The 23,978-nt window shown below is 64.0% G+C and carries 31 protein-coding genes; 25 read left to right on the top strand and 6 right to left on the bottom strand.

Annotation, left to right across the window (positions count from 1 at the left end; all coding sequences use genetic code 11):
* Nucleotides 1–32: 32 nt before the first annotated feature.
* The gene (locus BMI91_RS07660) at nucleotides 33–425 is read right to left on the bottom strand and encodes a hypothetical protein (protein ID WP_078520270.1); all 393 of its coding nucleotides are present in this window, start codon (nucleotides 423–425) and stop codon (nucleotides 33–35) included.
* Nucleotides 426–586: 161 nt separating this feature from the next.
* On the opposite strand from BMI91_RS07660, the gene BMI91_RS07655 reads away from it, so the two are divergent.
* A complete protein-coding gene (locus BMI91_RS07655; RefSeq protein WP_078604543.1) occupies nucleotides 587–1,192 on the top strand; it encodes a hypothetical protein in 606 nt (201 codons plus the stop codon).
* Between the two features lie 64 nt (nucleotides 1,193–1,256).
* Here the strand turns inward: BMI91_RS07655 and ilvC are convergent, their stop codons facing one another.
* On the bottom strand, nucleotides 1,257–2,375 hold the full coding sequence (gene ilvC, locus BMI91_RS07650; RefSeq protein ID WP_279627330.1) for a ketol-acid reductoisomerase: 1,119 nt from the start codon (nucleotides 2,373–2,375) through the stop codon (nucleotides 1,257–1,259).
* Between the two features lie 29 nt (nucleotides 2,376–2,404).
* Here ilvC and BMI91_RS07645 point away from each other — a divergent pair, with 29 nt between their 5' ends.
* From BMI91_RS07645 to ureC, 7 genes are all read left to right on the top strand, one after another.
* Entirely contained in the window at nucleotides 2,405–2,863 is a 459-nt protein-coding gene (locus BMI91_RS07645; protein ID WP_078520268.1) for an Lrp/AsnC family transcriptional regulator, read from the top strand.
* Nucleotides 2,860–3,321 carry an Lrp/AsnC family transcriptional regulator gene (locus BMI91_RS07640; protein WP_078604542.1) on the top strand — a complete coding sequence of 154 codons (462 nt, stop codon included), beginning with the start codon at nucleotides 2,860–2,862 and terminating at the stop codon, nucleotides 3,319–3,321. Before BMI91_RS07645 ends, BMI91_RS07640 begins: the two co-directional genes overlap by 4 nt.
* A 138-nt stretch (nucleotides 3,322–3,459) precedes the next feature.
* Nucleotides 3,460–4,284 carry an urease accessory protein UreD gene (locus BMI91_RS07635; protein ID WP_078604541.1) on the top strand — a complete coding sequence of 275 codons (825 nt, stop codon included), beginning with the start codon at nucleotides 3,460–3,462 and terminating at the stop codon, nucleotides 4,282–4,284.
* A gap of 9 nt (nucleotides 4,285–4,293) precedes the next feature.
* The gene (locus BMI91_RS07630; RefSeq protein ID WP_075776945.1) at nucleotides 4,294–4,596 is read left to right on the top strand and encodes an urease subunit gamma; all 303 of its coding nucleotides are present in this window, start codon (nucleotides 4,294–4,296) and stop codon (nucleotides 4,594–4,596) included.
* Nucleotides 4,597–4,655: 59 nt separating this feature from the next.
* Entirely contained in the window at nucleotides 4,656–4,835 is a 180-nt protein-coding gene (locus BMI91_RS07625) for a hypothetical protein (RefSeq protein WP_134330715.1), read from the top strand.
* Nucleotides 4,836–4,839: 4 nt separating this feature from the next.
* Nucleotides 4,840–5,145 (top strand): urease subunit beta, encoded by a 306-nt coding sequence (locus tag BMI91_RS07620; RefSeq protein WP_078520264.1) that lies wholly within the window; start codon nucleotides 4,840–4,842, stop codon nucleotides 5,143–5,145.
* Nucleotides 5,145–6,851, top strand: a complete 1,707-nt coding sequence (gene ureC, locus BMI91_RS07615) for an urease subunit alpha (protein ID WP_078548024.1) — start codon at nucleotides 5,145–5,147, stop codon at nucleotides 6,849–6,851. Before BMI91_RS07620 ends, ureC begins: the two co-directional genes overlap by 1 nt.
* A gap of 8 nt (nucleotides 6,852–6,859) precedes the next feature.
* Here ureC and BMI91_RS07610 read toward each other — a convergent pair whose 3' ends face one another.
* Nucleotides 6,860–7,210, bottom strand: coding sequence for a hypothetical protein (locus tag BMI91_RS07610; protein ID WP_078520262.1), 351 nt, complete (start codon nucleotides 7,208–7,210; stop codon nucleotides 6,860–6,862).
* Between the two features lie 70 nt (nucleotides 7,211–7,280).
* Between BMI91_RS07610 and ureE the strand changes: the two genes are divergently transcribed.
* The 11 genes from ureE to BMI91_RS07555 all read left to right on the top strand — a co-directional run bounded on the left by ureE (nucleotide 7,281) and on the right by BMI91_RS07555 (nucleotide 17,490).
* A complete protein-coding gene (gene ureE / locus BMI91_RS07605) occupies nucleotides 7,281–7,811 on the top strand; it encodes an urease accessory protein UreE (RefSeq protein WP_078604540.1) in 531 nt (176 codons plus the stop codon).
* The gene (locus BMI91_RS07600; protein ID WP_078604539.1) at nucleotides 7,804–8,442 is read left to right on the top strand and encodes an urease accessory protein UreF; all 639 of its coding nucleotides are present in this window, start codon (nucleotides 7,804–7,806) and stop codon (nucleotides 8,440–8,442) included. The genes ureE and BMI91_RS07600 overlap by 8 nt, the downstream gene beginning before the upstream one ends.
* A 9-nt stretch (nucleotides 8,443–8,451) precedes the next feature.
* The gene (ureG, locus tag BMI91_RS07595; RefSeq protein WP_078604538.1) at nucleotides 8,452–9,078 is read left to right on the top strand and encodes an urease accessory protein UreG; all 627 of its coding nucleotides are present in this window, start codon (nucleotides 8,452–8,454) and stop codon (nucleotides 9,076–9,078) included.
* A 289-nt stretch (nucleotides 9,079–9,367) separates the two neighbouring features.
* Nucleotides 9,368–10,648, top strand: a complete 1,281-nt coding sequence (gene urtA, locus BMI91_RS07590; protein WP_078605092.1) for an urea ABC transporter substrate-binding protein — start codon at nucleotides 9,368–9,370, stop codon at nucleotides 10,646–10,648.
* A gap of 58 nt (nucleotides 10,649–10,706) precedes the next feature.
* Nucleotides 10,707–12,689 (top strand): urea ABC transporter permease subunit UrtB, encoded by a 1,983-nt coding sequence (urtB, locus tag BMI91_RS07585; protein ID WP_078604537.1) that lies wholly within the window; start codon nucleotides 10,707–10,709, stop codon nucleotides 12,687–12,689.
* Between the two features lie 94 nt (nucleotides 12,690–12,783).
* Nucleotides 12,784–14,007, top strand: a complete 1,224-nt coding sequence (urtC, locus tag BMI91_RS07580; RefSeq protein WP_078604536.1) for an urea ABC transporter permease subunit UrtC — start codon at nucleotides 12,784–12,786, stop codon at nucleotides 14,005–14,007.
* Nucleotides 14,004–14,774: an urea ABC transporter ATP-binding protein UrtD gene (gene urtD, locus BMI91_RS07575; protein ID WP_078541842.1), complete on the top strand. Its 771-nt coding sequence runs from the start codon at nucleotides 14,004–14,006 to the stop codon at nucleotides 14,772–14,774. Before urtC ends, urtD begins: the two co-directional genes overlap by 4 nt.
* Nucleotides 14,775–14,790: 16 nt before the next feature.
* On the top strand, nucleotides 14,791–15,486 hold the full coding sequence (gene urtE, locus BMI91_RS07570; protein ID WP_075776995.1) for an urea ABC transporter ATP-binding subunit UrtE: 696 nt from the start codon (nucleotides 14,791–14,793) through the stop codon (nucleotides 15,484–15,486).
* A 217-nt stretch (nucleotides 15,487–15,703) separates the two neighbouring features.
* The gene (locus BMI91_RS07565; protein ID WP_078604535.1) at nucleotides 15,704–16,177 is read left to right on the top strand and encodes a c-type cytochrome; all 474 of its coding nucleotides are present in this window, start codon (nucleotides 15,704–15,706) and stop codon (nucleotides 16,175–16,177) included.
* Between the two features lie 89 nt (nucleotides 16,178–16,266).
* A complete protein-coding gene (locus BMI91_RS07560) occupies nucleotides 16,267–16,761 on the top strand; it encodes a DUF6647 family protein (RefSeq protein WP_078604534.1) in 495 nt (164 codons plus the stop codon).
* Nucleotides 16,762–16,926: 165 nt separating this feature from the next.
* Nucleotides 16,927–17,490 (top strand): CHAP domain-containing protein, encoded by a 564-nt coding sequence (locus BMI91_RS07555; protein WP_078541839.1) that lies wholly within the window; start codon nucleotides 16,927–16,929, stop codon nucleotides 17,488–17,490.
* Between the two features lie 21 nt (nucleotides 17,491–17,511).
* Here BMI91_RS07555 and BMI91_RS07550 read toward each other — a convergent pair whose 3' ends face one another.
* Both BMI91_RS07550 and BMI91_RS07545 read right to left on the bottom strand, forming a co-directional pair.
* Nucleotides 17,512–17,913: a hypothetical protein gene (locus BMI91_RS07550; protein WP_078520251.1), complete on the bottom strand. Its 402-nt coding sequence runs from the start codon at nucleotides 17,911–17,913 to the stop codon at nucleotides 17,512–17,514.
* A gap of 27 nt (nucleotides 17,914–17,940) precedes the next feature.
* On the bottom strand, nucleotides 17,941–19,143 hold the full coding sequence (locus BMI91_RS07545) for a pyridoxal phosphate-dependent aminotransferase (RefSeq protein WP_078604533.1): 1,203 nt from the start codon (nucleotides 19,141–19,143) through the stop codon (nucleotides 17,941–17,943).
* An 82-nt stretch (nucleotides 19,144–19,225) separates the two neighbouring features.
* Between BMI91_RS07545 and BMI91_RS07540 the strand changes: the two genes are divergently transcribed.
* From BMI91_RS07540 to BMI91_RS07520, 5 genes are all read left to right on the top strand, one after another.
* Nucleotides 19,226–19,603 carry a helix-turn-helix domain-containing protein gene (locus tag BMI91_RS07540; protein ID WP_078541836.1) on the top strand — a complete coding sequence of 126 codons (378 nt, stop codon included), beginning with the start codon at nucleotides 19,226–19,228 and terminating at the stop codon, nucleotides 19,601–19,603.
* Nucleotides 19,603–19,878 carry an FAD assembly factor SdhE gene (locus BMI91_RS07535; RefSeq protein WP_078604532.1) on the top strand — a complete coding sequence of 92 codons (276 nt, stop codon included), beginning with the start codon at nucleotides 19,603–19,605 and terminating at the stop codon, nucleotides 19,876–19,878. The genes BMI91_RS07540 and BMI91_RS07535 overlap by 1 nt, the downstream gene beginning before the upstream one ends.
* A gap of 131 nt (nucleotides 19,879–20,009) precedes the next feature.
* Entirely contained in the window at nucleotides 20,010–20,519 is a 510-nt protein-coding gene (locus BMI91_RS07530; protein ID WP_078520247.1) for a MarR family winged helix-turn-helix transcriptional regulator, read from the top strand.
* Between the two features lie 103 nt (nucleotides 20,520–20,622).
* Nucleotides 20,623–21,795 (top strand): serine hydrolase domain-containing protein, encoded by a 1,173-nt coding sequence (locus BMI91_RS07525; RefSeq protein WP_093476977.1) that lies wholly within the window; start codon nucleotides 20,623–20,625, stop codon nucleotides 21,793–21,795.
* 16 nt (nucleotides 21,796–21,811) lie between these two features.
* The gene (locus BMI91_RS07520) at nucleotides 21,812–22,201 is read left to right on the top strand and encodes a DUF2237 family protein (RefSeq protein ID WP_078547997.1); all 390 of its coding nucleotides are present in this window, start codon (nucleotides 21,812–21,814) and stop codon (nucleotides 22,199–22,201) included.
* A gap of 3 nt (nucleotides 22,202–22,204) precedes the next feature.
* Here the strand turns inward: BMI91_RS07520 and epmA are convergent, their stop codons facing one another.
* Entirely contained in the window at nucleotides 22,205–23,245 is a 1,041-nt protein-coding gene (gene epmA / locus BMI91_RS07515) for an EF-P lysine aminoacylase EpmA (RefSeq protein ID WP_078604531.1), read from the bottom strand.
* Between the two features lie 99 nt (nucleotides 23,246–23,344).
* Between epmA and efp the strand changes: the two genes are divergently transcribed.
* Nucleotides 23,345–23,914, top strand: coding sequence for an elongation factor P (gene efp, locus BMI91_RS07510; RefSeq protein WP_078520244.1), 570 nt, complete (start codon nucleotides 23,345–23,347; stop codon nucleotides 23,912–23,914).
* Nucleotides 23,915–23,978: the final 64 nt, after the last annotated feature.

Genomic DNA, 23,978 nt, shown 5'->3' with positions numbered 1-23,978 from the left:
GAAGTAGAGGGGGCGTCGCGCCCCCTTTTTTCTTACCCGCCGAAGAGGCCCAGCCCCAGCCAGATCAGGGCGACCGCTTCGAACACGGTCCAGAGCACGCCGACCCAGCGCCAGAATGTCGGGCCGGCCTCCGCGCGCCAGACCGAGCGGGTCAAACCGATCAACACAGCGATCCGGTAGATCCCCGCGGCCACAGCGAAGCTTCCGAAGAACGCGCCAAGATGGCCTGGCGAGATCAGCGCGGTGAACAGCGCCAGGATCACGATCAGCGGCACCACCACCAGCGCGGGTCCGTAATTCCCGGCCCAGAACGTATCTCCCGGTGCGAGCCGCCCGGCGAAGAGATCGCCGAACCATCTCGGGGTGAAGAATTTTGCGCGCTCCTCGAAGATCGCTTCGAGTTCCTCGTGGTCGGGTTCGGCCATCTGCTTCCCTTTCAATTCGCGGAACTGTGACAAGAAACCCGTAGCCCCGCAAGGCGACGCGCTGCCGCGGTCAGCGTCTGGAGTGACCAAAACGTGACTGAACTTCAAGGCCTTCCGCGGCTTTGGAGCAATGGAGGGGCGATATTTACCGGAGGTGCGTCATGGACCAATCATCCATTTTTCCCACATCAGATTTCTGGCCGCTCGCGATCGGCTTCCTATCGCTCTCGATCAACTATTTCGTCCAGGGCGGCGCGGCCGTCGCGAACGGCCCGAGCTGGTCCGGCGACCCGCTGGCGCAGGAGCGAACCTTGGGTCTCTGGGGTATCTTCCTTGGCGGGTTCGGCCAGCTTCTGACCGGCATCTACCTGATGATCGGCCTGACATGGTTTCCGGTCTTCGCCAATGCCGCGCCGCTCTACATGGCGGCTGTCGCCTTTTCGCTCTACGGCATCCACTGGTTCGTCATCGGCCTGCGTCGCTACACCCATTCCGATCCCGGGCCCGAGGCGTGGATGGCGATCCCGCTGTTCGGGTTGAGCGCGATGGGCACGATCTCGTTCTGGGGCAATGGCGACATTCCCGCTGCGATCCTCTTCATCGGCCTGATGCTGATTTATCTCGCCGAATTCGGCGCGCGTTGGACCAATAGCGAGACGGCGGAAAAGGCGGGCGGCGTGTTCCAGCTGCTGACCGGCGTGTGGCTCTTCTACCTCGCCTGGGGCGTGACGATGAACATGGCCAACGGCGCCAGTTACTGGGTGTAACCCCGCACATAAAAGAACCCCCGGCGCATAGGCCGGGGGTCCAATCTCGTCGCTGTCGTGCAGATCAGTTGCGCGACTTGTCGACCATTTTGCCCTTGGAGATCCAGGGCATCATGGCGCGCAGCTTCTCGCCGACTTGCTCGATTTCGTGCTCGTCGTTGATGCGACGGGTCGCCTTGAAGAAGGGCTGGCCGACCGCGTTTTCCTGCATGAAATCACGCACGAATTTGCCGGTCTGGATGTCGGTCAGGACGTCCTTCATGCGCTTCTTGGTTTCCTCGTAGGGGAGGATGCGCGGACCCGAGACATACTCGCCATATTCGGCGGTGTTCGAGATCGAGTAGTTCATGTTCGCGATGCCGCCTTCATAGATCAGGTCGACGATCAGCTTCACTTCGTGGAGGCACTCGAAATAGGCCATTTCCGGCTCGTAACCGGCTTCCACGAGGGTCTCGAAGCCCATGCGGATCAGCTCGACGAGGCCGCCGCAGAGAACCGCTTGCTCGCCGAACAGGTCGGTTTCGCATTCCTGACGGAAGTTGGTCTCGATGATGCCCGAGCGGCCGCCACCGATGGCCGAGCAGTAGCTCAGCGCGATGTCCTGCGCCTTGCCGGTCGCGTCGTTCTCGACCGCGAAGAGGCACGGCACGCCGCCGCCCTTGGTGTATTCGCCGCGCACGGTGTGACCCGGGCCTTTCGGCGCCATCATGATCACGTCGATGCCGGGCTTCGGCTCGATCAGGCCGAAATGCACGTTCAGGCCGTGGGCGAACGCGATCGCCGAGCCGTCTTTCAGGTTGTCATGGACGTACTTCTTGTAGGTCTCGGCCTGAAGTTCGTCGGGCATGGTGAACATGATCACGTCACACCAGGCAGCCGCTTCCGCGATACCCATCACCTGCAGGCCTTCGGCTTCGGCTTTCGCTTTCGAGGGCGAGCCGTCGCGCAGCGCAACGGCCACGTTCTTCGCACCCGAGTCGCGCAGGTTCAGCGCGTGGGCGTGGCCCTGCGAGCCGTAGCCAAGAATGGCGACTTTCTTGTCCTTGATCAGGTTCACATCGCAATCGCGATCATAATAGACGCGCATGGCGTTCCTCCTTCTTGTCTGAGGGTGAGAATAGAAGGTTCTGCGCGAATGTGCGTTCAGAAGTTGAGTGTATCCGCTATCGAGGATAAAAGTCATTCGCGTTTTTGGATAAAATCGGAAAAATCATGCAGATCGACGATACCGACCGGCGGATATTGCGTCAGATGATGGCGGAGCCGGGTCTCCCCTCGGCCGAGCTGGCCGAGCGCGCAGGCGTCACGCCCGCAACCTGTTGGCGCCGGATCGAGAAGTTGCGCGAAGGCGGGGTGATCCGCGGGGAAGAGGCGCTGATCGACTGGCACGCGCTCGGCTGGGCGGTCGAGGTTTCCCTGCGCTTCACCTTGGATAAGACCAACCCGCGCGCTTTCGACGAATTCACCGCCGCCGCGCGAGAGGTTCCGGAAGTCATTGAAATCCAAAGCTTCCTCGGCTCCACCGATATGCGCCTGCAGGTCATCGCCCGCGACATGGCGCATTATCAGGAGATCTACCGCAACCGCATTCTGACCCTGCCGCATATCGCCGAACTCGATGCTCTGATGCTGATCTCGACGATCAAATCCAGCGCGGAGCTGCCGATATGAGCCTCGATCTCGACGACTTCGACCGCCAGCTGCTGCGGGCGCTGAGCCGCGATTCCACGCAAAGCGCGGGGGCGTTGGGCCGCAAGCTCGGGCTTTCCCAGCCCGCGACATGGCGACGAATCCGCCGGATGCAGGATGCGGGCGTTATCGCGGGGCGGCGTGTCATCGTCGATCCCGAGGCGCTGGGGTTCGGCGTGACGGTCTTTCTGGGCGTGAAGCTCGCCGCGAAAGGCCGCGTCAGCCTTGAGGATTTCGAGCGCGCGGTGACCGCGATCCCGGAGGTGCAGCTCGTGCAGCACGTCCTCGGGCTCTTCGATTACCGGCTGCGGGTCACTGCGCGCGATCTGCCCGATTTCGAACGGGTCTTGCGGCGTCGGATCATGACCTTGCCCGGGGTCGGGCAGGTCGAGGCGAATGTGCTGCTCAACGAAGAACGCCGCCCCGGTCCCTTGGGGTGATTCATTACAGTTGAAAAATTGGGCAAATTGCGCGTGAAATGGGCGCAGCTGCCGTTGTGCTTTGGTCAAAGCCAAATCTGCGCGAGCACGGCATGGACCGTCCCGTTGGCGCGGTTTTGAATCGGGAGGGAGGGACCCATGTTCGACGCGAAAATACAGACTCCGGCTGCAGTCGAGATGCAGCGTTCGCGCGGCGCGGCGCGGGCAGCCTTTTCTGGTGCGCGGCTGACCGGTCTCCATCAAAGCGGGTCCGCGAAAGCCATTCTGCCGCGCGTTCCGGGCGCGGCAGAAGTGGTTTTCCTGAATACTTCCGGTGGTTTGGCCTCTGGAGACCGGCTTTCCTACAAAACCGATCTGGAAGATGGCGCGAAGCTCGTGGCGACGACCCAAGCCGCCGAGCGCGCCTATCGCGCGGATGGTGGTCAGGCGCAGGTCGAGGTGCATCACAATGTCGGTGCCGGGTGTCATCTCGATTGGCTGCCGCAGGAGACGATCCTGTTCGATCGGGCGAAACTTGCGCGCGACACGACTATTTCGCTGGCCGTCGATGCGTCCTGCCTGATGCTCGAGGCGGTGGTTCTGGGCCGGATCGCGATGGGCGAGCGGGTGCAGGACTTGCAGTTTTTCGACATGCGCCGGATCGATCGCGCCGGAAAGCCTGTGTTTTTCGAGCCCTTCTTGCTGAATTCCAACATTTTGGCCAAGGGCGCGCGCAGCGCAGTGCTGGGCGAGGCACGCGCTTTCGCGACGCTCGTCCTGTGCCAGCAAGGTGCGGAAGACGCGGTGGAGCCCCTGCGCGCGGTGCTCGACGAGCCGGGCGTCGAGGGCGCGGCTTCGGGGTTCGACGGGAAATGCGTCATCCGGCTGCTCGCGCGGGACGGTTGGCCGATGCGGCGACAAATTCTACGACTTTTCAATACGTTGCGACGCGGTGAAGCGGCGCCGCGCGTGTGGCAGATCTGAGGGAATACGATGAACCTGACACCGAGGGAAAAGGACAAGCTGCTGATCAGCGTTGCTGCGATGGTTGCGCGCAACCGGCTGGAACGCGGCGTGAAGCTCAATCACCCGGAAGCCATTGCAATCATTTCGGATTTCGTCGTCGAGGGGGCCCGCGAAGGGCGCTCCGTCGCCGATCTGATGGAGGCGGGGGCAGGGGTGATCTCGGCCGATCAATGCATGGAGGGCATCCCCGAGATGATCCATTCCATTCAGGTTGAAGCGACCTTCCCGGACGGCACGAAGCTCGTCACCGTCCACCATCCGATCCGCTGAGATAAGTTCAGCTTATACAGACCGACCCGAAATAAGTTTTTCTAATGAAAGGCCGTCCGATGAAATTTGTAGCTGCTCTCGCCGTCCTCGCGCCCACTGCCGCGCTGGCCCATCCCGGCCACAGCGCGGGGAGCACATGGTTTTTCCACGACGGTCCGCTGATCGGGCTGCTCGCGCTCGCAGCGGTCGCCTATGTCGGGCCGGAACTGGCGCGCGCCCTGCGTCGCAACAAGGAGTGAGCCGATGATCCCCGGAGAAATCCTGCCCGCGGCGGGCGAGATCACGCTGAATGAGGGCTGCGAGGCGATCACGCTGATGGTCGCCAATACCGGCGACCGCCCGGTGCAGGTCGGCTCGCATTACCATTTCGCGGAGACCAATCCGGGGTTGGAGTTCGACCGGGACGCCGCACGCGGCTATCGGCTGGACATCGCGGCCGGAACGGCGGTGCGGTTCGAGCCGGGCCAGAGCCGCGAAGTGCGGCTGGTGCCCTATCGCGGCTCGCGTGAAGTCTATGGATTCAATCAGAAAGTTATGGGGGCGCTCTGATGCCGGCTATGATCTCGCGTAGCACTTATGCCGATATGTTCGGCCCCACCACCGGCGACCGGGTGCGGCTCGCCGATACCGATCTGATCATCGAGGTCGAGCGCGACCTGACCACCTATGGCGAGGAGGTCAAGTTCGGCGGCGGCAAGGTGATCCGCGACGGCATGGGCCAGAGCCAGATCTCCCGCGCGGGCGGCGCGGTCGATACGGTCATCACCAATGCGCTGATCGTGGACCATTCGGGGATCTACAAGGCGGATGTCGGCCTGAAGAGTGGGCAGATCGTGGCGATCGGCAAGGCGGGCAATCCCGACACGCAGCCGAATGTCGACATCATCATCGGGCCGGGGACGGAAGTCATTGCTGGGGAAGGAAAAATCCTGACCGCTGGCGGGTTCGACGCGCATATTCATTTCATTTGCCCGCAGCAGATCGAGGATGCGCTGGCGTCGGGGATGACGACGATGCTGGGCGGCGGCACGGGCCCCGCGCATGGCACGCTGGCCACGACCTGCACGCCGGGGCCGTGGCATATCGCGCGGATGCTGCAGAGCTTCGACGCGCTGCCGGTCAACCTCGCGCTGTCGGGCAAGGGCAATGCCTCGCGCCCCGAGGCGCTGGTCGAGATGGTCGAGGGCGGCGCCTGCGCGCTGAAACTGCACGAGGATTGGGGCACGACGCCGGGCGCGATCGATTGCTGCCTGTCGGTGGCCGACGACATGGACGTGCAGGTGATGATCCACACCGACACGCTCAACGAGAGCGGCTTCGTCGAGAATACGCTCGCCGCGATCAAGGGACGTACGATCCACGCCTTCCACACCGAAGGCGCGGGGGGCGGCCACGCGCCGGACATCCTGAAGGTGGTGAGCGCGCCGAACGTGATCCCGTCTTCGACCAACCCGACGCGGCCCTATACCGGCAACACGATCGAAGAGCATCTCGATATGCTGATGGTGTGTCACCACCTCGATAACAAGGTGCCCGAGGATGTGGCCTTTGCCGAAAGCCGTATCCGGAAAGAGACGATTGCGGCCGAGGATATCCTGCATGACATGGGCGCGATGTCGATCATCAGCTCGGACAGTCAGGCGATGGGGCGCGTGGGCGAGGTGATCATTCGCTGCTGGCAGACGGCGGACAAGATGCGCAAACAGCGCGGGCGGTTGCCGGAAGAGCAGGGCGACAATGACAACGTGCGGGTGAAGCGGTTCATCGCGAAGTACACGATCAATCCGGCGATCACCCACGGGATGAGCCAGCATATCGGCTCTATCGAGGTGGGGAAGCGTGCCGATCTGGTGCTGTGGAACCCGGCCTTCTTCGGCGCGAAGCCCGAGATGGTGCTGATCGGGGGCTCGATTGTCTCGGCGCAGATGGGCGATCCGAACGGCTCGATCCCGGCACAGCCTTTCTATACGCGCAATATGTTCGGGGCGCTGGGTGGCGCGCGGCACGCGAGTTCCGTCACCTTCGTCAGTCAGGCGGCGCAGGCCAACGGGCTGGCGGCGAGCCTTGGTCTGCAAAAGCAGACGCTTGCCGTCGAGGGTACGCGCGGCATCGGCAAGGCGCAGATGATCCACAATGCGGCGACGCCCGAGATCGACGTGCATCCCGAGACCTATGAGGTGCGCGCGGATGGCGAATTGCTGACCTGCGCGCCCGCGGAGGTTCTGCCGCTGGCACAGCGTTACTTCCTCTTCTGAGGATGGCGTCAGCCGCCGGATACGAGGCGCAGCCCGACGTTGACGGGTCTGTCCCGGACGAGTTCGGGCAGGCGGTTCCGCGTCGGATCATGCGGTCGGGTCTGCAGCGTGCGGGTCACTTTCTCGCGCTGAAAGGCCGGGTCGGAGCGGATTTCGGGCGGCAGCAGGCGCGGCTCCAGCACCTGGCGGCGGCTGGTGACGATCTCCACCTTCGTCCAGCGGCCGAGACAGGGCATGTCGGGCTGGGTAAGATAGGCCTCGCGCAGCTCTGCCTCGCGGCGTTTGAGTTGTGCGATCTGCGCGCGGATCTGGGCTAGCTCGTCCGCGGGAGTGCGCGGTTCGAAGCAATGGTGGAACATTGAAAGACTCCTTTGCTGCAGAGCAGTCTGCGGTCGGAGGTTTGAGAAAGCGTTAAGGGGAGCCGAGAGAATGAGCGATTATCCGAAGGCCGAAAAAGTGGCGCCGAAAGGTGCCTGGCAGGCGGCGGTCGACTATGTGGCGCTGGATTACGAGGGGCGGTTTCTGCGCCGCAAACGGCTGGTTGCGGGCTCGGGCGCGGGGTTTCTGGTGGATCTGCCGGAGGTGACGAACCTCACGGGCGGCGAGGCCTTCGTGCTGGAGGACGGTCGCTTCATCGAGGTGCGTCCGGCGCTGGAGCCGGTGCTGGTTGTAAAGGGCGATCTGACGCGGCTGGCCTGGCATATCGGCAACCGTCACACGCCGTGCCAGATCGAGGCGGAGCGGCTGGTGATCCGCGCCGATCATGTGCTCGAGGCGATGCTGAAGCAGCTGGGGGCGGTGGTTTCGCCCGCGGTCGAGACCTTCCAACCCGAGGGCGGCGCCTACGGGATGGGGCGCACGATGGGGCACGAGCACGGGCATTCGCATCACCATGGGCATTCCCATTCGCATGACCACGACCATTCGCACAGCCACGACCATCATCACGACCATGCCTGATCCGACCGCGCCTCTGTCCCTGATGCAATGGCTCTCTCCGGCCTTTCCGACCGGGGCGTTCGCCTATTCGCATGGGCTGGAGCAGGCGGTGGCGGCGGGCGAGATCAGGGATGCGGCGGGGTTCGCGATATGGCTGGGCGATGTGCTGGAGCATGGCGCGGGCTGGTCCGATGCGGTGCTGCTGGCCTGCGGGCTGCGCGGTGGCGATCTGGAGGAACTGGACGCGCTGGGCCGCGCGATGGCGGGTTCGGCCGAGCGGCTGCGTGAGACGGCGGAACAGGGCGCGGCCTTCACGCTGGCGCAGGCGGGGTTGCGGGGCGTCGAGCTGCCGCCGCGGATATTGCCGGTCGCACTGGCCGAGGCGGCGCGCGATCTGGACCTGCCGGCCACGGAGGTGATTTCCCTCTTCCAGCATTCTTTCGCGTCGAACCTCGTCTCTGCGGCGATCCGGCTTGTCCCTTTGGGGCAAATCGCGGGACAAACGGTTCTGAGCGAGCTGCACGGAAAAATCGCCGAGATCGCGGCACGCGCGGCGCAGGCGGAACTGACGGACCTGAGCTTCAGCGCCTTTCGCGCCGAGGTCTCGGCCATGAAACACGAGACGCTCGATGTGCGTCTCTTCAAGACTTGAGGTGAGGATATGGGCAACGGACCTTTGCGCGTGGGAATTGGCGGACCGGTGGGCGTGGGCAAGACCACGCTGACCGAGCAGCTGGCGCGGGCCTTGGCGTCGCGCGTGTCGATGGCGGTGGTGACGAACGACATCTATACGCGCGAGGATGCCGAGGCGCTGATGCGCGCGCAGGTGCTGCCGGGCGAGCGTATTCGCGGGGTCGAGACGGGGGGCTGCCCGCATACGGCGATCCGGGAGGATGCGTCGATCAATCTGGCGGCCATCGCCGATCTGACCGCGCAACTCCCCGATCTGGAACTGGTGCTAATCGAGAGCGGCGGCGACAATCTGGCGGCGACCTTCTCGCCGGAACTGGCCGATCTGACGATCTATGTGATCGACACGGCGGCGGGGCAGGACATCCCGCGCAAGCGGGGGCCGGGGCTGACCAAGTCCGACCTTCTGGTGGTGAACAAAGTGGACCTCGCACCGCATGTGGGGGTCGATCTGGCGCAGTTGGAGGCGGATACGAAAACCGCGCGCGGGTCGAAGCCCTATGTCATGGCGCGGCTGCGCCAAGGTGCGGGCATCGAGGAGATCGTCGCATTTCTCGAGCGCGAGGGTGGTTTGGCGCTGAAATCGATTCCAGCCTGATAACGAAATAGTTGCCCATTTATTGGGCGAAAACTCACAATTTGTGCGAAAACTTCGGCAGACCCGCCCATTCGGCGGGTTTTTTGCTGCGTGGTGCCGGAATTTTTTGCCGCATCGCAGCGCGAGGGATTGGATGTCGGAGGCGCTCGGCTGTGCGCCCCTGGTCGGAGGGATGGCCTCGACCGTTACCAATAGTGGAGGTTCGGCACCTGCAGAATGAGCCCATCAAGGGCCGCGCAGGGTCGACGCTAACGAGGGAAATGAAATGATCAATCGGCGTAAACTTATGATGTCTGCGGCTCTGGCCGGGGCCATGTCGATGAGCGGGGGCTTCGCCTTCGCGCAGGAGGACGACAAGATCAAAGTTGGCGTTCTGCACTCGCTGTCGGGCACGATGGCGATCTCGGAAACCACGCTGAAGGACACGGTCCTGATGCTGGTCGAAGAGCAGAACAAGAAAGGCGGCATCAACGGCAAGATGCTCGAGGCGGTCGTGGTCGACCCGGCCTCCGACTGGCCGCTGTTCGCCGAAAAGGCGCGCGAGCTGATCACCGTGGACAAGGTCGACGTGATCTTCGGGTGCTGGACCTCGGTGTCGCGTAAATCGGTTCTGCCGGTCCTTGAGGAACTCAACGGTCTGCTGTTCTACCCGGTGCAATACGAGGGCGAGGAAAGCTCGCGCAACGTGTTCTACACCGGTGCTGCCCCGAACCAGCAGGCGATCCCGGCGGTGGATTATTTCCTCGAAGAGCTTGGCGTCGAGAAATTCGCGCTGCTGGGCACCGACTATGTCTACCCGCGCACCACGAACAACATTCTCGAAGCCTATCTGCAGGACAAGGGCATCGCGAAGGAAGATATCTTCGTGAACTACACCCCCTTCGGGCAGTCGGACTGGTCGAAGATCGTCTCCGACGTGAAGGCGCTGGGCGCGGACGGCAAGAAGGTCGGCGTGATCTCGACGATCAACGGCGACGCGAATATCGGCTTCTACAAGGAACTCGCAGCGTCCGGCATCACCGCCGAGGATATCCCCGTCGTGGCCTTCTCGGTCGGCGAAGAGGAGCTGTCCGGTCTGGGTGAGGCGGATCTCAAGAACCTCGTCGGTCAGCTGGCCGCGTGGAACTACTTCGAGAGCGCCGACACGCCCGAGAACGCGGCCTTCATCAAGCAGTGGCACGCCTTCACCGGCGACGACAGCCGCGTGACCAACGACCCGATGGAAGCCACCTATATCGGCTTCAACATGTGGGTGCAGGCGGTCGAGCAGGTCGGCTCCACCAATGTCGACGAAGTCATCGCCGCGATGCCGGGGCAGGAATTCCCGAACCTCACCGGCTCCACCGCGAAGATGCTGCCGAACCACCACCTGACCAAGCCGGTTCTGATCGGCGAGATCATGGAAGACGGACAGTTCGACATCATCTCGCAGACCGACCCCGTGCCGGGCGACGCCTGGACCGACTTCCTGCCGGAATCGGCGGTGCTCAAGTCGGATTGGCCGGGTCTCGATTGCGGCATGTACAACACCGAGACCGAAACCTGCGTTCAGAAGAAATCGAACTACTGATCGTGTCTTGGCCGGGAGGGGTGCGCCTCTCCCGGCCGTTTCATCCTAAGGGGACGGGATGCGCAAGTTTTTGATCGCGCTCGGGATTGTTCTGGCATTGGCTCTGCCGGGGCTGGCGCAGGATGCGGGCGACGCGCCGCAGGCGGAGGCCACGCAAAGCGAAGCCACGGGGCTGCGCGCCGTTCTTCAGGACTATGCCAAGCAGATCGCCAAGCCGTCGCGCCGCACGATCGGCCCGGTCATCGAGGCGGTCGCCGGTTCGGGCGAGGGGGCCTCGCGCTTCCTGCAGGCCTGGTCCGACAAGCGCGTGGGGCTGCGCGAAAGCGACGGCGCCTTCTTCATCGTGAAGAAATCCGGCAGCGAATACGAGCTAAGCGATCCGGTCACCGGAGAGCCCGCCGGCACCGCGCCGAAATCCGACATCAAGGAAGTGAAGCCGAATTCCGGCGTGCGCGCCGAGATCGGTGTGGCGCTGGTGCGGTTTCTGCTCAGCGACCCAGATCCGAAGAAACGCCGCGAGGCGCTGACCGCGATCGACCGCAATGGCGAGGCCTCGCATCTGGAGCCGCTGCGCGCCTCGATCCCCGACGAGCCCGATCCCGCGATCAAGGCGGAAAAACAGCGGCTGGAACGCCTGCTGACGATCCGCTTCGGCAAGGATGCCGAAGAGCGCGTCGCGGCGATCGACAGTTTCGGGGCCGATCTGGGGCTGGACTTCCGCGCGACGCTGAACCCGCTGGTGGCGACGACCCGCAAGGTGTTCGAAGGCGCGCCCGAGGGCAATGTTGCGGAAACGCTCAAGCCGGGTCGCGATATCCCCGAAGATGAGGCCTATGCGATGCTGGTCTCGGCCGATCTGGCGCCCGCGCGGATTTCGGCATCCGAGATGCAGCAGGCTTTGGCCGCGCATGTCGAGAACGGTCAGGTGGGCGGGCTGCCACTGGCTGCAATGGCCGATCCGGCCAAGCGCGAGGAGGCCTATGCGACGCTGGCCGCTGCCGGCGAGGTGCCGACGCGGCTGACCGATGCCGAGGCCGCGGCGCTCGTCGCCGATCACCAATTCGCCGATATCTATGCCGAGCCAGACCCGGAAGTGACCGCCGCCGCCGAGGCCGCACTGACCCGGGTGAGCCGCACGGTGGCGGGGATGCAGACGGTCGATCTCGGCCTCGATGCGCTCTCGCTCGCCTCGATCTATTTCCTCGCCGCCATCGGGCTTGCGATCACCTTCGGGGTGATGGGCGTGATCAACATGGCCCATGGCGAGTTCATCACGATGGGCGCCTATACGGGCTATGTCGTGCAGCTCTTCGTGCCCGATTACACGCTGTCGATCCTGATCGCGCTGCCGCTGGCCTTTGCGATCACCTTCGGCGCGGGCGTCGCAATGGAGCGGCTGGTGATCCGGTACCTTTACAAACGCCCGCTCGAGACGCTGCTGGCGACCTTCGGTATTTCCATCGCGCTGCAACAGCTCTTCAAGAACATCTTCGGCACGCAAGCGCGTCCGCTGACCTCGCCGCCGTGGCTGGAAGGGGCGTGGACGCTCAATGACGTGGTGTCGATCAGCTATATCCGGATCGCGATCTTCGTCTTGGCGCTGATTTTCCTTGCCCTCTATCTCTGGGTGATGCGCAAGACGCGCCTCGGGCTGGAGGTCCGCGCGGTCACGCAGAACCCGTCGATGGCGGCCTCGATGGGGATCAACCCGGATCGCATCAACATGCTCGCTTTCGGGTTTGGCTCGGGCATCGCCGGGATCGCGGGCGTGGCCATCGGGCTCTTCGCGAAAGTCACCTCCGAGATGGGGCAGGACTATATCGTGCAGTCGTTCATGACGGTCGTGGTCGGCGGTGTCGGCTCGATCTTCGGCACGCTTGCGGGCGCGACCCTGATAGGCGTGCTGCAGAAGGGGATCGAATGGCTCAACCCGTCGAATACGCTCGCGGCGCAGACCTACATGATCCTCTTCATCATCATCTTCATCCAGTTCCGCCCGCGCGGCATTATCGCGCTCAAGGGCCGGGCCGCGGGGGATTGAGCATGGCACACACCCTTATCCCTTCCTCTTGGTCCAAATATCCCGCGGGGGCGCGGGGGTGCGAAACCCCCGCCGCAACATCGGAGGTCCGCGCATGAAATCCGGATTTCTCGCCAAGAACCCCTCCGTCTTGTGGTTCCTGCTGATCCTCGCGGTCTTCACGCTGGGCGTCACCTTCCTCTCCCATGCCTACGGGCCTGGGGCGATCTCGACCTCGATGGTTAAGACGCTGGGCAAGACGCTGTGCCTGTGCCTGATCGCCATCGCGATGGATCTGGTCTGGGGCTATACGGGCATCCTGTCGCTCGGCCATTTCGCCTTCTTCGGTCTGGGCGGTTACATGATCGGCATGTGGCTCATGTATGAGCGCACCCGCGACATCGTGCTGAAATCGGCGGGTGAGTTCCCGATGACCCCGCAGGAGGTCAATGACGCCATCGGCACGCAAATCTTTGGCGTGGTGGGTGGATCGGACTTGCCTGCGATCTGGACCTTCGCGGGCAACCTGCCGATGCAGCTGCTGTTCGTGGTGTTGGTGCCGGGGCTCTTGGCGCTGATCTTCGGCTGGCTCGCGTTTCGGTCTCGCGTCACGGGCGTTTACCTGTCGATCCTGACGCAGGCGATGACGCTCGCGCTGTCGCTCTACCTGTTCCAGAACGAGAGCGGGCTGCGTGGCAATAACGGGCTTTCGGGGCTGCAGAACATTCCCGGCGTGAGCGCGGGGCAGGATCATCTGTCGATCTGGTTCCTCTGGGCCTCGGCCTTGGCGCTGGGGCTGGGCTATATCGCGGCGTCGCTGATCGTCTCGGGCAAGTTCGGCTCGGTCATTCGCGGCATCCGCGATGACGAGGCGCGGGTGCGCTTCCTTGGTTATTCGGTCGAGGGCTACAAGCTGTTCGTCTTCACCCTGACAGCGGTGATCGCGGCCATTGCGGGGGCGCTCTATTACCCGCAGGCGGGGATCATCAACCCGGGCGAGATGGCACCTATCGCCTCGATCTACCTCGCGGTCTGGGTCGCGATCGGCGGGCGCGGGCGGCTCTATGGTGCGGTGATGGGGGCGGCCTTCGTTTCCATCGTCTCGAGCTGGTTTACCGGCGGCCGCGTGCCCGATCTGCCGCTGGGTTTCTACACGATCGACTGGGTCGATTGGTGGCAGGTGCTGTTGGGGCTCGCCTTCGTGCTGGTGACCTTGTTCGCACCGAAGGGACTGTCGGGGCTGATCGACCTTTTCGAGGGCATTCGCCGTCCGAACCGCCACGGCGCGCCGCTCGGGCTCGACAAAGGCTCCTTCCGGGAAGAGGAGGCGCAGGAATGAATGTCGCGATCAAACCGGGGGCAGGGGCGCAGACCCTGCTGGAGGTCTCGGGCATCTCCGTCAGCTTCGACGGGTTCAAGGCGATCAACAATCTCAGCTTCAATATCGGCCCGACCGAACTACGCGCGGTGATCGGGCCGAACGGGGCGGGCAAGACGACCTTCATGGATATCGTGACCGGCAAGACCCGGCCCGATGAGGGCTCTGTGCTGTGGGGGGAAAGCTCCACCAACCTGCTGCGGCTCAACGAGGCGAAGATCGCGCGGATCGGGATCGGGCGGAAATTCCAGAAGCCCACCGTCTTCGAGGATCAGACCGTCACCGAGAACCTGATGATGGCGCTGAAGGCCAATCGCAGCCCCTTCGCGGTGCTGGGCTGGAAGGCCGGCGATGCGGATCGCGCGCGGGTCGAAGAGATCGCGGCGCAGGTGGGCCTCGCCGATCAGCTGCCGCGCAAATCGGGCGAGCTGAGCCACGGGCAGAAGCAATGGCTGGAGATCGGGATGCTCTTGGCGCAGGAGCCGAAGCTGCTGCTGGTAGACGAACCCGCCGCCGGGATGACCTTGGCCGAGCGCGAGCAGACCACCGCGCTGCTGGTCGATCTGGCGCGCGATCATGCCGTGGTCGTGGTCGAGCACGATATGGAATTCGTGCGCCGTCTGAACTGCAAGGTGACGGTGCTGCATGAGGGGTCGGTTCTGGCGGAAGGCTCGCTCGACCATGTGACCGCCGACAAACGCGTGATCGAGGTGTATCTTGGCCGCTGATCTGACAAAACCCGCGATGCTGAAGACAGAGGGGCTGACGCTCCATTACGGGGGCAGCCAGATCCTGCACGGGATCGACATGGTGGCCCGCGCGGGCGAGGTGACTTGCATCATGGGGACCAACGGGGTGGGTAAGACCTCGTTGCTGAAGGCGATCTCAGGGACGCATCTGCGCTCGGGCGGGTCTGTCACGCTCGATGGCGCGGAGATGGGCCGGGTGCCGCCGCAGGCGATGGCGAAGGCGGGGCTGGGCTATGTGCCGCAGGGCCGGATGATCTTCCCGCTGCTGACCGTGCGCGAGAACATGGAGACGGCTTTCGCCTGCCTTCCGAAATCCGAGCATGTCATCCCGGACGAGATTTACGAGTTGTTCCCGATCCTGAAGGACTTCCTGAACCGCCGGGGCGGGGACCTCTCGGGCGGACAGCAACAGCAGCTCGCCATTGCCCGCGCGATGCTGATGAAGCCGAAGCTGTTGTTGCTGGACGAGCCCACCGAGGGCATCCAGCCCAACATCATCCAGCAGATCGGGCGGGTGATCTCCTACCTGCGCGAGAAGGGCGATATGGCGATTGTGCTGGTCGAGCAGTATTTCGACTTCGCGCATGATCTGGGCGATAGCTTCTACGTGCTCAAGCGCGGCGCGGTCGCGATGGAGGGGACGAAAGAGACCCTGACGCGCGAGGCTTTGCGCGAGGTGGTCAGCGTCTGAGGCAGATGGCGCAGCCCGCTTCGCGCCGTCGTGAGGTTCGTGCCTCATCGCTATCCGTTGCCTGAACACGGCTGCGAGACCCTGTCTTTTATCTAATTGCCGGACTCGCCCCTTTGGGCGCATCCTTTCCGCAAGGTCAGGTCTGTTTGGACGTAAGGCCGGACCTCAGGGAGAGGCGCGCCGGGAGGGGCGCGTCTGTTAGGGGAGGGAGAAACCCATGAAACGCGTTCTTATTCTGGCCGCGCTTGGCGCGCTGGCCAGCTCTTCGGCTGTGGTTGCTCAGGAGGTCTCGGTGGAGCGGGGCAAACTGGTCTCGATCACCTCGGGTTGCCACGACTGCCACACGGCTGGGTACAACGAGTCCGGCGGCAAGATCGACCCGGAGGCGGCGCTCAAAGGCGTGCCGCTTGGCTGGCAGGGGCCGTGGGGCACGACCTACGCGGTCAATTTGCGCCTTGAGATCAAGGATATGGATGAGGACGGTTTCGTGGAATACGCGAAGACCTTTGACGCTAAGCCGCCAATGCCGTTCTACAACGTGCATGCCATGCCCGAGAGCGATCTGCGCTCGCTCTACCAGTATATCAAATCGCTCGGGGAACCGGGGGATCGGATGCCCGAGGCCTTGCCGCCGGGGGAGGCTCCGACGACGCCCTATATCGTGATGGCGCCGCCGATGATGCCGAACTAGGAAGGCGCGGTTTGAACAATCGGCCCGAATGATCGGCATCAATTCCGAGATCCGCACGCAGCTGCTATCCTGTCTGGAGAGGAGGCGTGATGATCCGAGCCATCGTCATAGGGCTTGCACTGTTATGTCCGGCAGCGGCCGGGGCCTGTCCCGCGCCGCTGCCGATGTCTGTGCCCGATGCGGTGACGGAAGCGCTCGCCGAATGGATCGAGGCGCATAGCGACTACACGGTGCCGCAGGGCGCGCCTGCGATCTTCATGTGCCAGAGCGGGGAGGTCATCACCTATGAGGGGCACGATCTTCTGGTCGATTCCGATCTGCGCGCGGCCTATGATCTGGTGGAGGATCGAATCTTCCTCGTCGGGCCGTGGTCCGAAGACGATCCGATGCAGCTTTCCTCGCTGTTGCATGAGTTGATCCACCGCGCTCAGTTCCATGCGCGCGACTGGCCCTGTCCGGCGGCGGCCGAGCCGGAGGCCTACCGTCTGCAGGAGGCGTGGCTGGCCGAGCGGGGGATCGATCCGGGCTTTGAATGGGTCGAGATTTACCTGCATGCGCGCTGTCCTTCGGACCGTCACCCGTAGAATGCGCATCGCGAGATCGCAAAAGGTTCCCAAGATTACATTCCTGTAAGCGGATTGTTGCCAACCCGCTGATGCGCGGCGAAATTCTCCTTCGGCGAAGGGGGTATTCGGGGCTATGGAGGAGGTAACGAAGACGCAACAATTCGACATCGACAGTGATCGCCCATGCTCTCTATCTCTGACCTTGCGGGCCGCGCGGCCCCTCTTTCGCTTGTTCTGATCGCGGCTCTGACCGTCTCGGCCTGTACCCCGACCACCGGCGACCGGATGGGCTTTGCCAGCGCGCGGGATCAGGCGAGCTCCGTCAACCTCGAACGCCGCGCCTATGCCGTCGAAGTTGCCAAGCAGATGCGCGCCAAGCGCCAGCGTGTCTGGTGCGTGCCGTTTGCGCGCAATGCCTCGGGCATCGACATTCGCGGCAATGCTAAGACGTGGTGGTCGCAGGCGAAGGGTCTGTATGCGCGCGGTCATCAGCCGAAGGTCGGTGCGGTGATGGCGTTCTCGGCGACCGGTCGCAATCCGCTGGGTCATATCGCGGTGGTCTCGGGCGTCGACTCGCCGCGTCAGATCCGGGTCGATCACGCGAATTGGGAGCGTAACAAGGTGTCGCTCGACATGGTCGTGGTGGATGTCTCGGAAAAGAACGACTGGAGCCGCGTGCGCGTCATGAGCAATCCCGGCGCGCTGGGCCGCGTCTATCCGATCACCGGGTTCATCTCGAAAGGCTGAGGCCGGAGCGGGCGGGGGCGCTCAGCCCTCGCTGGTCAGCCGCTCGGCCTTTTTGCGCACCAGCACGCTGCGCAGGTCGTGCATTGTCAGCAACAGCGTATCCGTGATCTCTTCGAGCTGGGCGTCGGTCGCCTTCGACTGCGCCCATTGCGTGACGAGATTGAGGTGATCGACCGCGCGCAGGATGTCGTCGACATCGCGCTGGGCGAGCACCTCGCGGCGATGCGCCATCCACGCCTCGATCTCGGCGCGGTCTTCCTCGGTCAGAACCCGGTCGCCCTGCGGTTTGATCTCGCCATTGCGGATGTTGATATTGGCGATCGGGTCCATCTCGATCCGGCGCTGACGGTTCTCGGTATCGACGCGAAACACCGTCGCGCCGTTTTCCTTCACCCGGAAGTAATACTCGGGCAAGTCAGTCATTCGCCAGTCTCCCTCGGCCGTTCCGCCTTATGACAGCCCTTCGCAGAAGGCCTTGATCCGGGCGCAGGCCTCGGTCAGGGCCGCGTCCGATGTAGCGTAGCTGATGCGGAAATTCGGTGAAAGCCCGAAGGCCGCGCCGAAGACCACCGCGACGTTGTTTTCCTCCAAGAGCGCGTTGGCGAAATCCGCGTCGCTCTCGATCTTGCGCCCGCCTGCGGAGGTCTTGCCGATGCAGTCCTTGATCGAGGGGTAGACGTAGAACGCGCCCTCGGGCGTCGGGCAGGAGATGCCGGGGCAGGCGTTGAGCCCGGCCACCACCAGATCGCGCCGCCGCTTGAAGGCGGTGCGGAAGGTGTCGATGAAATCCTGCGGGCCGTTGAGCGCTTCGACGGCGGCCCATTGGGAGATCGAGCAGGGGTTCGAGGTGGATTGCGATTGCACCTTGCGCATCGCCGCGATCAGCTCTTTCGGCCCAGCCGCGTAGCCGATCCGCCAGCCGGTCATGGCATAGGCCTTGGAGACGCCGTTGACCGTCAGCGTGCGATCATAGAGCGCGGGCTCGACCTGCGCGGGCGTGGTGAATTCGAACCCGTCGAAGGTGAGATGTTCATACATGTCATCGGTCATCACCCAAACATGCGGGTGGCGCATCAGCACCTCGGTCAGTGCGGTCAGCTCCTCGCGGGAATAGGCCGCGCCCGAGGGGTTCGAGGGCGAGTTGAAGAGGAACCACTTGGTGTTCGGCGTGATCGCGGCTTCCAGCGCCTCGGGGCTGATCTTGTAGCCCATCGCGGGATCGCCCTGAACGAAGACGGGCGTGCCGCCGCCGATCAGCACCATATCCGGGTAGCTGACCCAGTAGGGGGTCGGGATCACCACCTCGTCGCCGGGATTGAGCGTCGCCATCAGCGCGTTGAACAGCACCTGCTTGCCGCCCGAGGAGACGGAGACCTGCTCGGGTGTGTAGTTGAGGCCATTCTCGCGAGCGAACTTGGCGCAGATCGCCTGTTTCAGCTCGGCGATGCCGTCCACGGCGGTGTATTTGGTCTTGCCTGCGTCGATCGCGGATTTCGCGGCGTCCTTGATCGACTCGGGCGTATCGAAATCGGGCTCGCCCGCCGAAAGGCCGATCACATCGCGGCCTTCCGCGCGCAATTCGGCCACCTTTCCGGTCATCGCGACCGTCGGCGAAGGTTTCACCCGTGCAAGCGTGTCGGAAAGGAATGCCATCGCGTCGCCCTTGATTTGTAACTCGTTCGGCAAACTTCTAGGCTCGGCACCAGAAGCGTTCAAGCGAAAGCGGGAGAGAGACATGGTCGACGATTGGTATGGCGAGGCGAGCGCAACGTTCGGCGACCGGCTTGCGGGCGCGCGCGAAGCGGCAGGGTTGAGCCAGGAGGATCTGGCGACGCAGCTGGGCGTCCGGCTCGAGACGCTGCAGGCCTGGGAGGAAGACGTGCTGGAGCCGCGCGCGAACCGGCTGCAGATGCTGTCGGGGATGCTCAACGTGACGCTGATGTGGCTGCTGACCGGATCGGGCGAGGGGCTTGACGGCCCGCCCGAACAGGGAGAAGACGCAAAGGCGGAACGCGCCCTCGTGCGCGAAATCCGGGAAGTGCGGTCCGGGCTCGAAGATCTCGACGTGCGGCTGGCACGGCTGGAGAAGCGCTTGGTGGCAGGAGAGAGTTGATGACAGAGACGCGAGAGGCGCGGCTGAAACGGATGAAGATGCGCAGCTGGCGGCGCGGGATCAAGGAAATGGACCTGATCCTCGGGCCTTACGCCGATGCGTGCCTGCCCGATCTCGATGCCGCCACTCTCGATCTCTATGACCAGCTTCTCGAAGAGAACGATCAGGACCTGTATCCGTGGGTCTCGGGCGCGCAGCCTTGCCCGCCGAAATACCTCGAATTGCTCTCCGTAATCGGCCAGTTCGCCCGCGAACGGCACATTACGAAAACCTGAGAACGGCGCGGAAGCCCCGGATTTCATAGGGTTTTGCGCGAATTTTCGGAGAATTCGGGCCGCTTAACGGTATCTTTGCCATTTCCCGCCACTGTCCTGCGTCAGGGGCAGCGAAACTGGCGGAGAATGCTATGACCGTGCAGAAATCTGCAAGCGACATGACGCCCGTCCCGGCAACGCCGGGGCTGATGGCGGGATATCTGGACAGCCTTTCGCTGCTGGAGCGGCTGCATCGCTTGCTGCTCGACGTCATCAAGGACGAGTTCGAGCGGCTGGGCATCCTCGAGATCAACCCGGTGCAGGCGCTTTTGCTGTTCAACGTGGGCGAGAACGAGGTGACCGCAGGGGAGCTGAAGACCCGCGGCTATTATCAGGGGTCGAACGTCTCCTACAATCTCAAGAAGCTGGTGGAGGCGGGCTACATGCACCATCAGCGCTGCGAGATAGATCGCCGCTCGGTGCGGGTGCGGCTGACCGCGAAGGGGCGCGAGCTGCGCGAGAACGTGGCGACCCTGTTCGAGCGGCACGCCTGCGGGATGGAGACGCGCGGCGTCATCACCTTCGACGCGATGGAGGAGATGAACCACACGCTGCGCCGGATGGAGCGCTACTGGACCGACCAGATCCGCTATATCTACTGACCCTTGCGCAGGTCGCGTTTGCGCGATGACGCCCGGTTCTCCTTGCCGCATCGGCGTGGGGCGTGCTTCCTTGCCGTGACGATATGCGGCGAGGGGACGCGCGATGAAACAGCTTGGACAAAAGGCGATGCGGGGGGCGATCCGGGTGGGCATGGCGGCGGCGCTACCGATTGCGGGGCTCGCATGGTGGAAGCGCGCCGAGATCGCGCGGCTGCGCGCGGTGAACCGGCTGTTCGAGCCCGACCGGATCGTCGGCAATTTCTCCAACATGCCCGCACTGTTTCATTCGCGCGAGATCGCATGTGGCGACGGGCCGGTGTCGGACTTGGCCCGCGGCGCGGAGGAGGCGCTGCCCGAGGGCGTCGAAGATTGGATCGAGCGGCGCTGGGTCACCGCGCTGGTGAAGCTGCGCCACGGCCAGATCACCCATGAACGCTATTTCCGCGGCACCGCGCCCGAGGATCTGCGCATCTCCTGGTCGATGGCGAAGAGCTTCCTCTCGGCCACGCTGGGCATCCTGCACCATCAGGGCGTGATCCCCGATCTCGACGCGCCGCTCACCCGCTTTGCGCCGCAACTGAAGGGCTCGGGCTATGAGGGCGTGACGATCCGCGATGCGCTGGTGATGTCCTCGGGTGTGGCCTTCAACGAGGACTATCTGGATTTCCATTCGGATATCAACAAGATGGGCCGTGTTCTCGCGATGGGGCGGTCGATGGACGCCTTCGCCGCCTCGCTCAAGATCCGCGAGGCGGAGCCGGGCGCGCGGATGCTCTATGTCTCGATCGATACGCATGTTCTGGGCATGGTGATCGCCGGTGCGACCGGGGCCGATCCGGCGGAGGTGATGCGCGAGTTGCTGATCGCACCGATGGGGCTGGAGGCCGCGCCGGTGATGCTGACCGACGGGTTGGGCGTCAGCTTCGTCCTTGGCGGGCTGAACCTGCGGACGCGGGACTATGCGCGTTTCGGCCAGATGTTCCTGCAAAAGGGCTTCTGGAACGGGCGCCAGATCGTGCCCGAGGACTGGGTTACGCAATCGACCGCGCTGCAGGCGCCGAAGGGCGAGGGATACGGCTACCAATGGTGGGTGCCCGTCGACACGGCGGAGCACGGCGGCGATTATTTCGCGCGCGGCATCTATGGCCAGCACATCTATGTCAGCCCCGCGACCGACACGGTGATCGCGCTCAACGCCGCCGACTGGCGCTTCAAGGAGGAGGGCGTCGAGGAGGAAAACCTTGCCATGTTGCGCCGCATCGCAGAGGTTTCCTGACAGGGAGGGCTGCGCGATGCAGATGTATGAGGCGATCAACGTGCTGGGGGGTACATTGCAGCCCTGTTCGCTCAAGCCCCGCACCGGGTTCTTCCGCGATGGCAGCTGCAACACCTGCTGGGAGGATAGCGGCTCGCATACGGTCTGCGCTGTGATGACGGCGGAGTTTCTCGCCTTCTCGAAATATCTCGGCAACGATCTGAGCACGCCGCGCCCGGAATATGATTTCCCGGGGCTGAAACCGGGCGACCAATGGTGCCTGTGCGCCTCGCGTTTCTTGCAGGCGGTGCAGGAGGGCTGCGCGCCCGAGGTGATGCTGGCTTCGACGCATCGCGATGCGCTGCGGGTGGTGCCGTTCAAGATGCTGGCCGATCATGCCGCCGAGAAGAAGGGCGGGAAGGGCTGAGCCTCAGTCCGTCGCGCCGCCCACCGGCACCCAGAGCACATCCTCGATTTTCGGCGCGCCGGTGGCGAGCATCACCAGCCGGTCGAAGCCAAGCGCAATCCCGGACGCCTCGGGCATAATCTCGAGGGCGGCGAGGAAGTCTTCGTCGATCGGGTAACGCTCGCCATAGAGTTCTTCCTTCAGATCCATATCGCCCTCGAAGCGGCGGCGCTGTTCGGCCGGATCGGTCAGCTCGCCAAAGCCGTTCGCGAGTTCGACCCCGCAGGCGTAAAGCTCGAAGCGTTCGGCGACGCGGTCGTCATCCGGGGCAGGGCGGGCCAGCGCGGCCTCGGCCAGCGGATAGCGATCCAGAATCGTCGCGCGGCCATGGCCCAGATGCGGCTCGACCTTCGCGACCAGCAGTTTCGAGACGATGTCCGACCAGCTGTCGCCCGCCGCCACTGCAAAGCCGATCGCTTCGCATTGCGCGCGCAGCGCCTCCGCGTCGGTCTCGGCCCCGTCGCAGGTGGCCAGCAGGTCGATCCCGGCATGGCGCTGGAAGGCATCGGCGACCGACAGCCGTTCGGGATCGGCGAAGGGGTCGCATTCGGCAGTGCCATAGCGCAGCGCCGACGATCCTGTAGCCTCGGCTGCCAGCCGCAGAATCGCCGCGCAATCGGCCATCAGCGCGGTATAGTCTTCGCCCGCGCGATACCATTCCAGCATGGTGAATTCGGGCGAATGCCGCTTGCCCGCCTCGCGGTTGCGCCAGACATGGGCGAAGGCGGCGATGCGCCGCTCGCCCGCCGCCAGCAGCTTCTTCATCGCGAATTCGGGCGAGGTGTGCAGGTACATCCGGCGCGCCTCACCGTCATTGCCGATCATGTCGGTGGCGAAGGCGTGCAGATGCGCCTCGTTGCCGGGGGAGACCTGCAGCGCGCAGGGATCGACCTCGACGAAATCCTCCGCCGCCAGCCAGCCGCGGATCGCCGCCTGAATGCGGTTGCGCGCGAGAAGGGCGGGGCGGCGGTCGGCGTGGCGCTCGGGCGTCCAGAACGGGGGCATGACAGGCCTTTCAGGCTGGAAATCGGGGCGCAAATGGTTTAGGCGCTCTGCAATCCGGGCGCCAGAGCCTGTTTTATCCGAATTCAAAGGGGTCCTTTCATGGCGAAAGTCATCGCTTCCTCTGTCCGCAAGGGCAACGTGCTTGAAATCGACGACAAGCTCTACGTCGTGATCACCGCGCAGAACATCCATCCCGGCAAGGGCACGCCTGTCACGCAGGTCGATATGCGCCGCATCTCGGACGGCACGAAGGTGTCGGAGCGTTGGCGCACGACCGAGCAGGTCGAGCGCGCCCATGTCGAAGAGCGCGAATACGATTTCCTCTACGAGGATGGCGAAGGCTATCACTTCATGGACCCCGAGACCTACGAGCAGCTCGCGGTGCAGGATGACGTGATCGGCGACGCGAAGGTGTTCCTGCGCGACGGCATCCGCGTCCATCTCAAGACCTTCCAGGAGAACGCGATCGCGATCGACCTGCCGCAGAAAGTCACCGTCGAAGTCGAAGAGACCGAGCCGGTCGTGAAGGGTCAGACCGCCTCGTCGAGCTACAAGCCCTCGATCTGCACCGGCGGGATCCGCGTGATGGTGCCGCCGCATATCGGCGTGGGCACGCGCATCGTGATCAACACCGAAGACACCACCTATGTGGAGCGCGCGAAGGACTGATCCGCGCCGCGATCTTATGAAAAAGGCGCCCCGCGGGGCGCCTTTTTTGTTTGCGGATTGGGTC

Source organism: Thioclava sediminum (assembly GCF_002020355.1).
GTDB classification, from domain to species: Bacteria; Pseudomonadota; Alphaproteobacteria; order Rhodobacterales; family Rhodobacteraceae; genus Thioclava; species Thioclava sediminum.
This window is presented reverse-complemented; position numbering and strand designations above follow the sequence as displayed.

What these genes read in the sequence shown, in the direction of transcription:
- BMI91_RS07660 (WP_078520270.1), bottom strand. Translation starts at nt 425, where the DNA reads ATGGCCGAACCCGACCACGAGGAACTCGAAGCGATCTTCGAGGAGCGC.
- BMI91_RS07655 (WP_078604543.1), top strand. Translation starts at nt 587, where the DNA reads ATGGACCAATCATCCATTTTTCCCACATCAGATTTCTGGCCGCTCGCG.
- ilvC (WP_279627330.1), bottom strand. Translation starts at nt 2,375, where the DNA reads ATGACTTTTATCCTCGATAGCGGATACACTCAACTTCTGAACGCACAT.
- BMI91_RS07645 (WP_078520268.1), top strand. Translation starts at nt 2,405, where the DNA reads ATGCAGATCGACGATACCGACCGGCGGATATTGCGTCAGATGATGGCG.
- BMI91_RS07640 (WP_078604542.1), top strand. Translation starts at nt 2,860, where the DNA reads ATGAGCCTCGATCTCGACGACTTCGACCGCCAGCTGCTGCGGGCGCTG.
- BMI91_RS07635 (WP_078604541.1), top strand. Translation starts at nt 3,460, where the DNA reads ATGTTCGACGCGAAAATACAGACTCCGGCTGCAGTCGAGATGCAGCGT.
- BMI91_RS07630 (WP_075776945.1), top strand. Translation starts at nt 4,294, where the DNA reads ATGAACCTGACACCGAGGGAAAAGGACAAGCTGCTGATCAGCGTTGCT.
- BMI91_RS07625 (WP_134330715.1), top strand. Translation starts at nt 4,656, where the DNA reads ATGAAATTTGTAGCTGCTCTCGCCGTCCTCGCGCCCACTGCCGCGCTG.
- BMI91_RS07620 (WP_078520264.1), top strand. Translation starts at nt 4,840, where the DNA reads ATGATCCCCGGAGAAATCCTGCCCGCGGCGGGCGAGATCACGCTGAAT.
- ureC (WP_078548024.1), top strand. Translation starts at nt 5,145, where the DNA reads ATGCCGGCTATGATCTCGCGTAGCACTTATGCCGATATGTTCGGCCCC.
- BMI91_RS07610 (WP_078520262.1), bottom strand. Translation starts at nt 7,210, where the DNA reads ATGTTCCACCATTGCTTCGAACCGCGCACTCCCGCGGACGAGCTAGCC.
- ureE (WP_078604540.1), top strand. Translation starts at nt 7,281, where the DNA reads ATGAGCGATTATCCGAAGGCCGAAAAAGTGGCGCCGAAAGGTGCCTGG.
- BMI91_RS07600 (WP_078604539.1), top strand. Translation starts at nt 7,804, where the DNA reads ATGCCTGATCCGACCGCGCCTCTGTCCCTGATGCAATGGCTCTCTCCG.
- ureG (WP_078604538.1), top strand. Translation starts at nt 8,452, where the DNA reads ATGGGCAACGGACCTTTGCGCGTGGGAATTGGCGGACCGGTGGGCGTG.
- urtA (WP_078605092.1), top strand. Translation starts at nt 9,368, where the DNA reads ATGTCTGCGGCTCTGGCCGGGGCCATGTCGATGAGCGGGGGCTTCGCC.
- urtB (WP_078604537.1), top strand. Translation starts at nt 10,707, where the DNA reads ATGCGCAAGTTTTTGATCGCGCTCGGGATTGTTCTGGCATTGGCTCTG.
- urtC (WP_078604536.1), top strand. Translation starts at nt 12,784, where the DNA reads ATGAAATCCGGATTTCTCGCCAAGAACCCCTCCGTCTTGTGGTTCCTG.
- urtD (WP_078541842.1), top strand. Translation starts at nt 14,004, where the DNA reads ATGAATGTCGCGATCAAACCGGGGGCAGGGGCGCAGACCCTGCTGGAG.
- urtE (WP_075776995.1), top strand. Translation starts at nt 14,791, where the DNA reads ATGCTGAAGACAGAGGGGCTGACGCTCCATTACGGGGGCAGCCAGATC.
- BMI91_RS07565 (WP_078604535.1), top strand. Translation starts at nt 15,704, where the DNA reads ATGAAACGCGTTCTTATTCTGGCCGCGCTTGGCGCGCTGGCCAGCTCT.
- BMI91_RS07560 (WP_078604534.1), top strand. Translation starts at nt 16,267, where the DNA reads ATGATCCGAGCCATCGTCATAGGGCTTGCACTGTTATGTCCGGCAGCG.
- BMI91_RS07555 (WP_078541839.1), top strand. Translation starts at nt 16,927, where the DNA reads ATGCTCTCTATCTCTGACCTTGCGGGCCGCGCGGCCCCTCTTTCGCTT.
- BMI91_RS07550 (WP_078520251.1), bottom strand. Translation starts at nt 17,913, where the DNA reads ATGACTGACTTGCCCGAGTATTACTTCCGGGTGAAGGAAAACGGCGCG.
- BMI91_RS07545 (WP_078604533.1), bottom strand. Translation starts at nt 19,143, where the DNA reads ATGGCATTCCTTTCCGACACGCTTGCACGGGTGAAACCTTCGCCGACG.
- BMI91_RS07540 (WP_078541836.1), top strand. Translation starts at nt 19,226, where the DNA reads ATGGTCGACGATTGGTATGGCGAGGCGAGCGCAACGTTCGGCGACCGG.
- BMI91_RS07535 (WP_078604532.1), top strand. Translation starts at nt 19,603, where the DNA reads ATGACAGAGACGCGAGAGGCGCGGCTGAAACGGATGAAGATGCGCAGC.
- BMI91_RS07530 (WP_078520247.1), top strand. Translation starts at nt 20,010, where the DNA reads ATGACCGTGCAGAAATCTGCAAGCGACATGACGCCCGTCCCGGCAACG.
- BMI91_RS07525 (WP_093476977.1), top strand. Translation starts at nt 20,623, where the DNA reads ATGAAACAGCTTGGACAAAAGGCGATGCGGGGGGCGATCCGGGTGGGC.
- BMI91_RS07520 (WP_078547997.1), top strand. Translation starts at nt 21,812, where the DNA reads ATGCAGATGTATGAGGCGATCAACGTGCTGGGGGGTACATTGCAGCCC.
- epmA (WP_078604531.1), bottom strand. Translation starts at nt 23,245, where the DNA reads ATGCCCCCGTTCTGGACGCCCGAGCGCCACGCCGACCGCCGCCCCGCC.
- efp (WP_078520244.1), top strand. Translation starts at nt 23,345, where the DNA reads ATGGCGAAAGTCATCGCTTCCTCTGTCCGCAAGGGCAACGTGCTTGAA.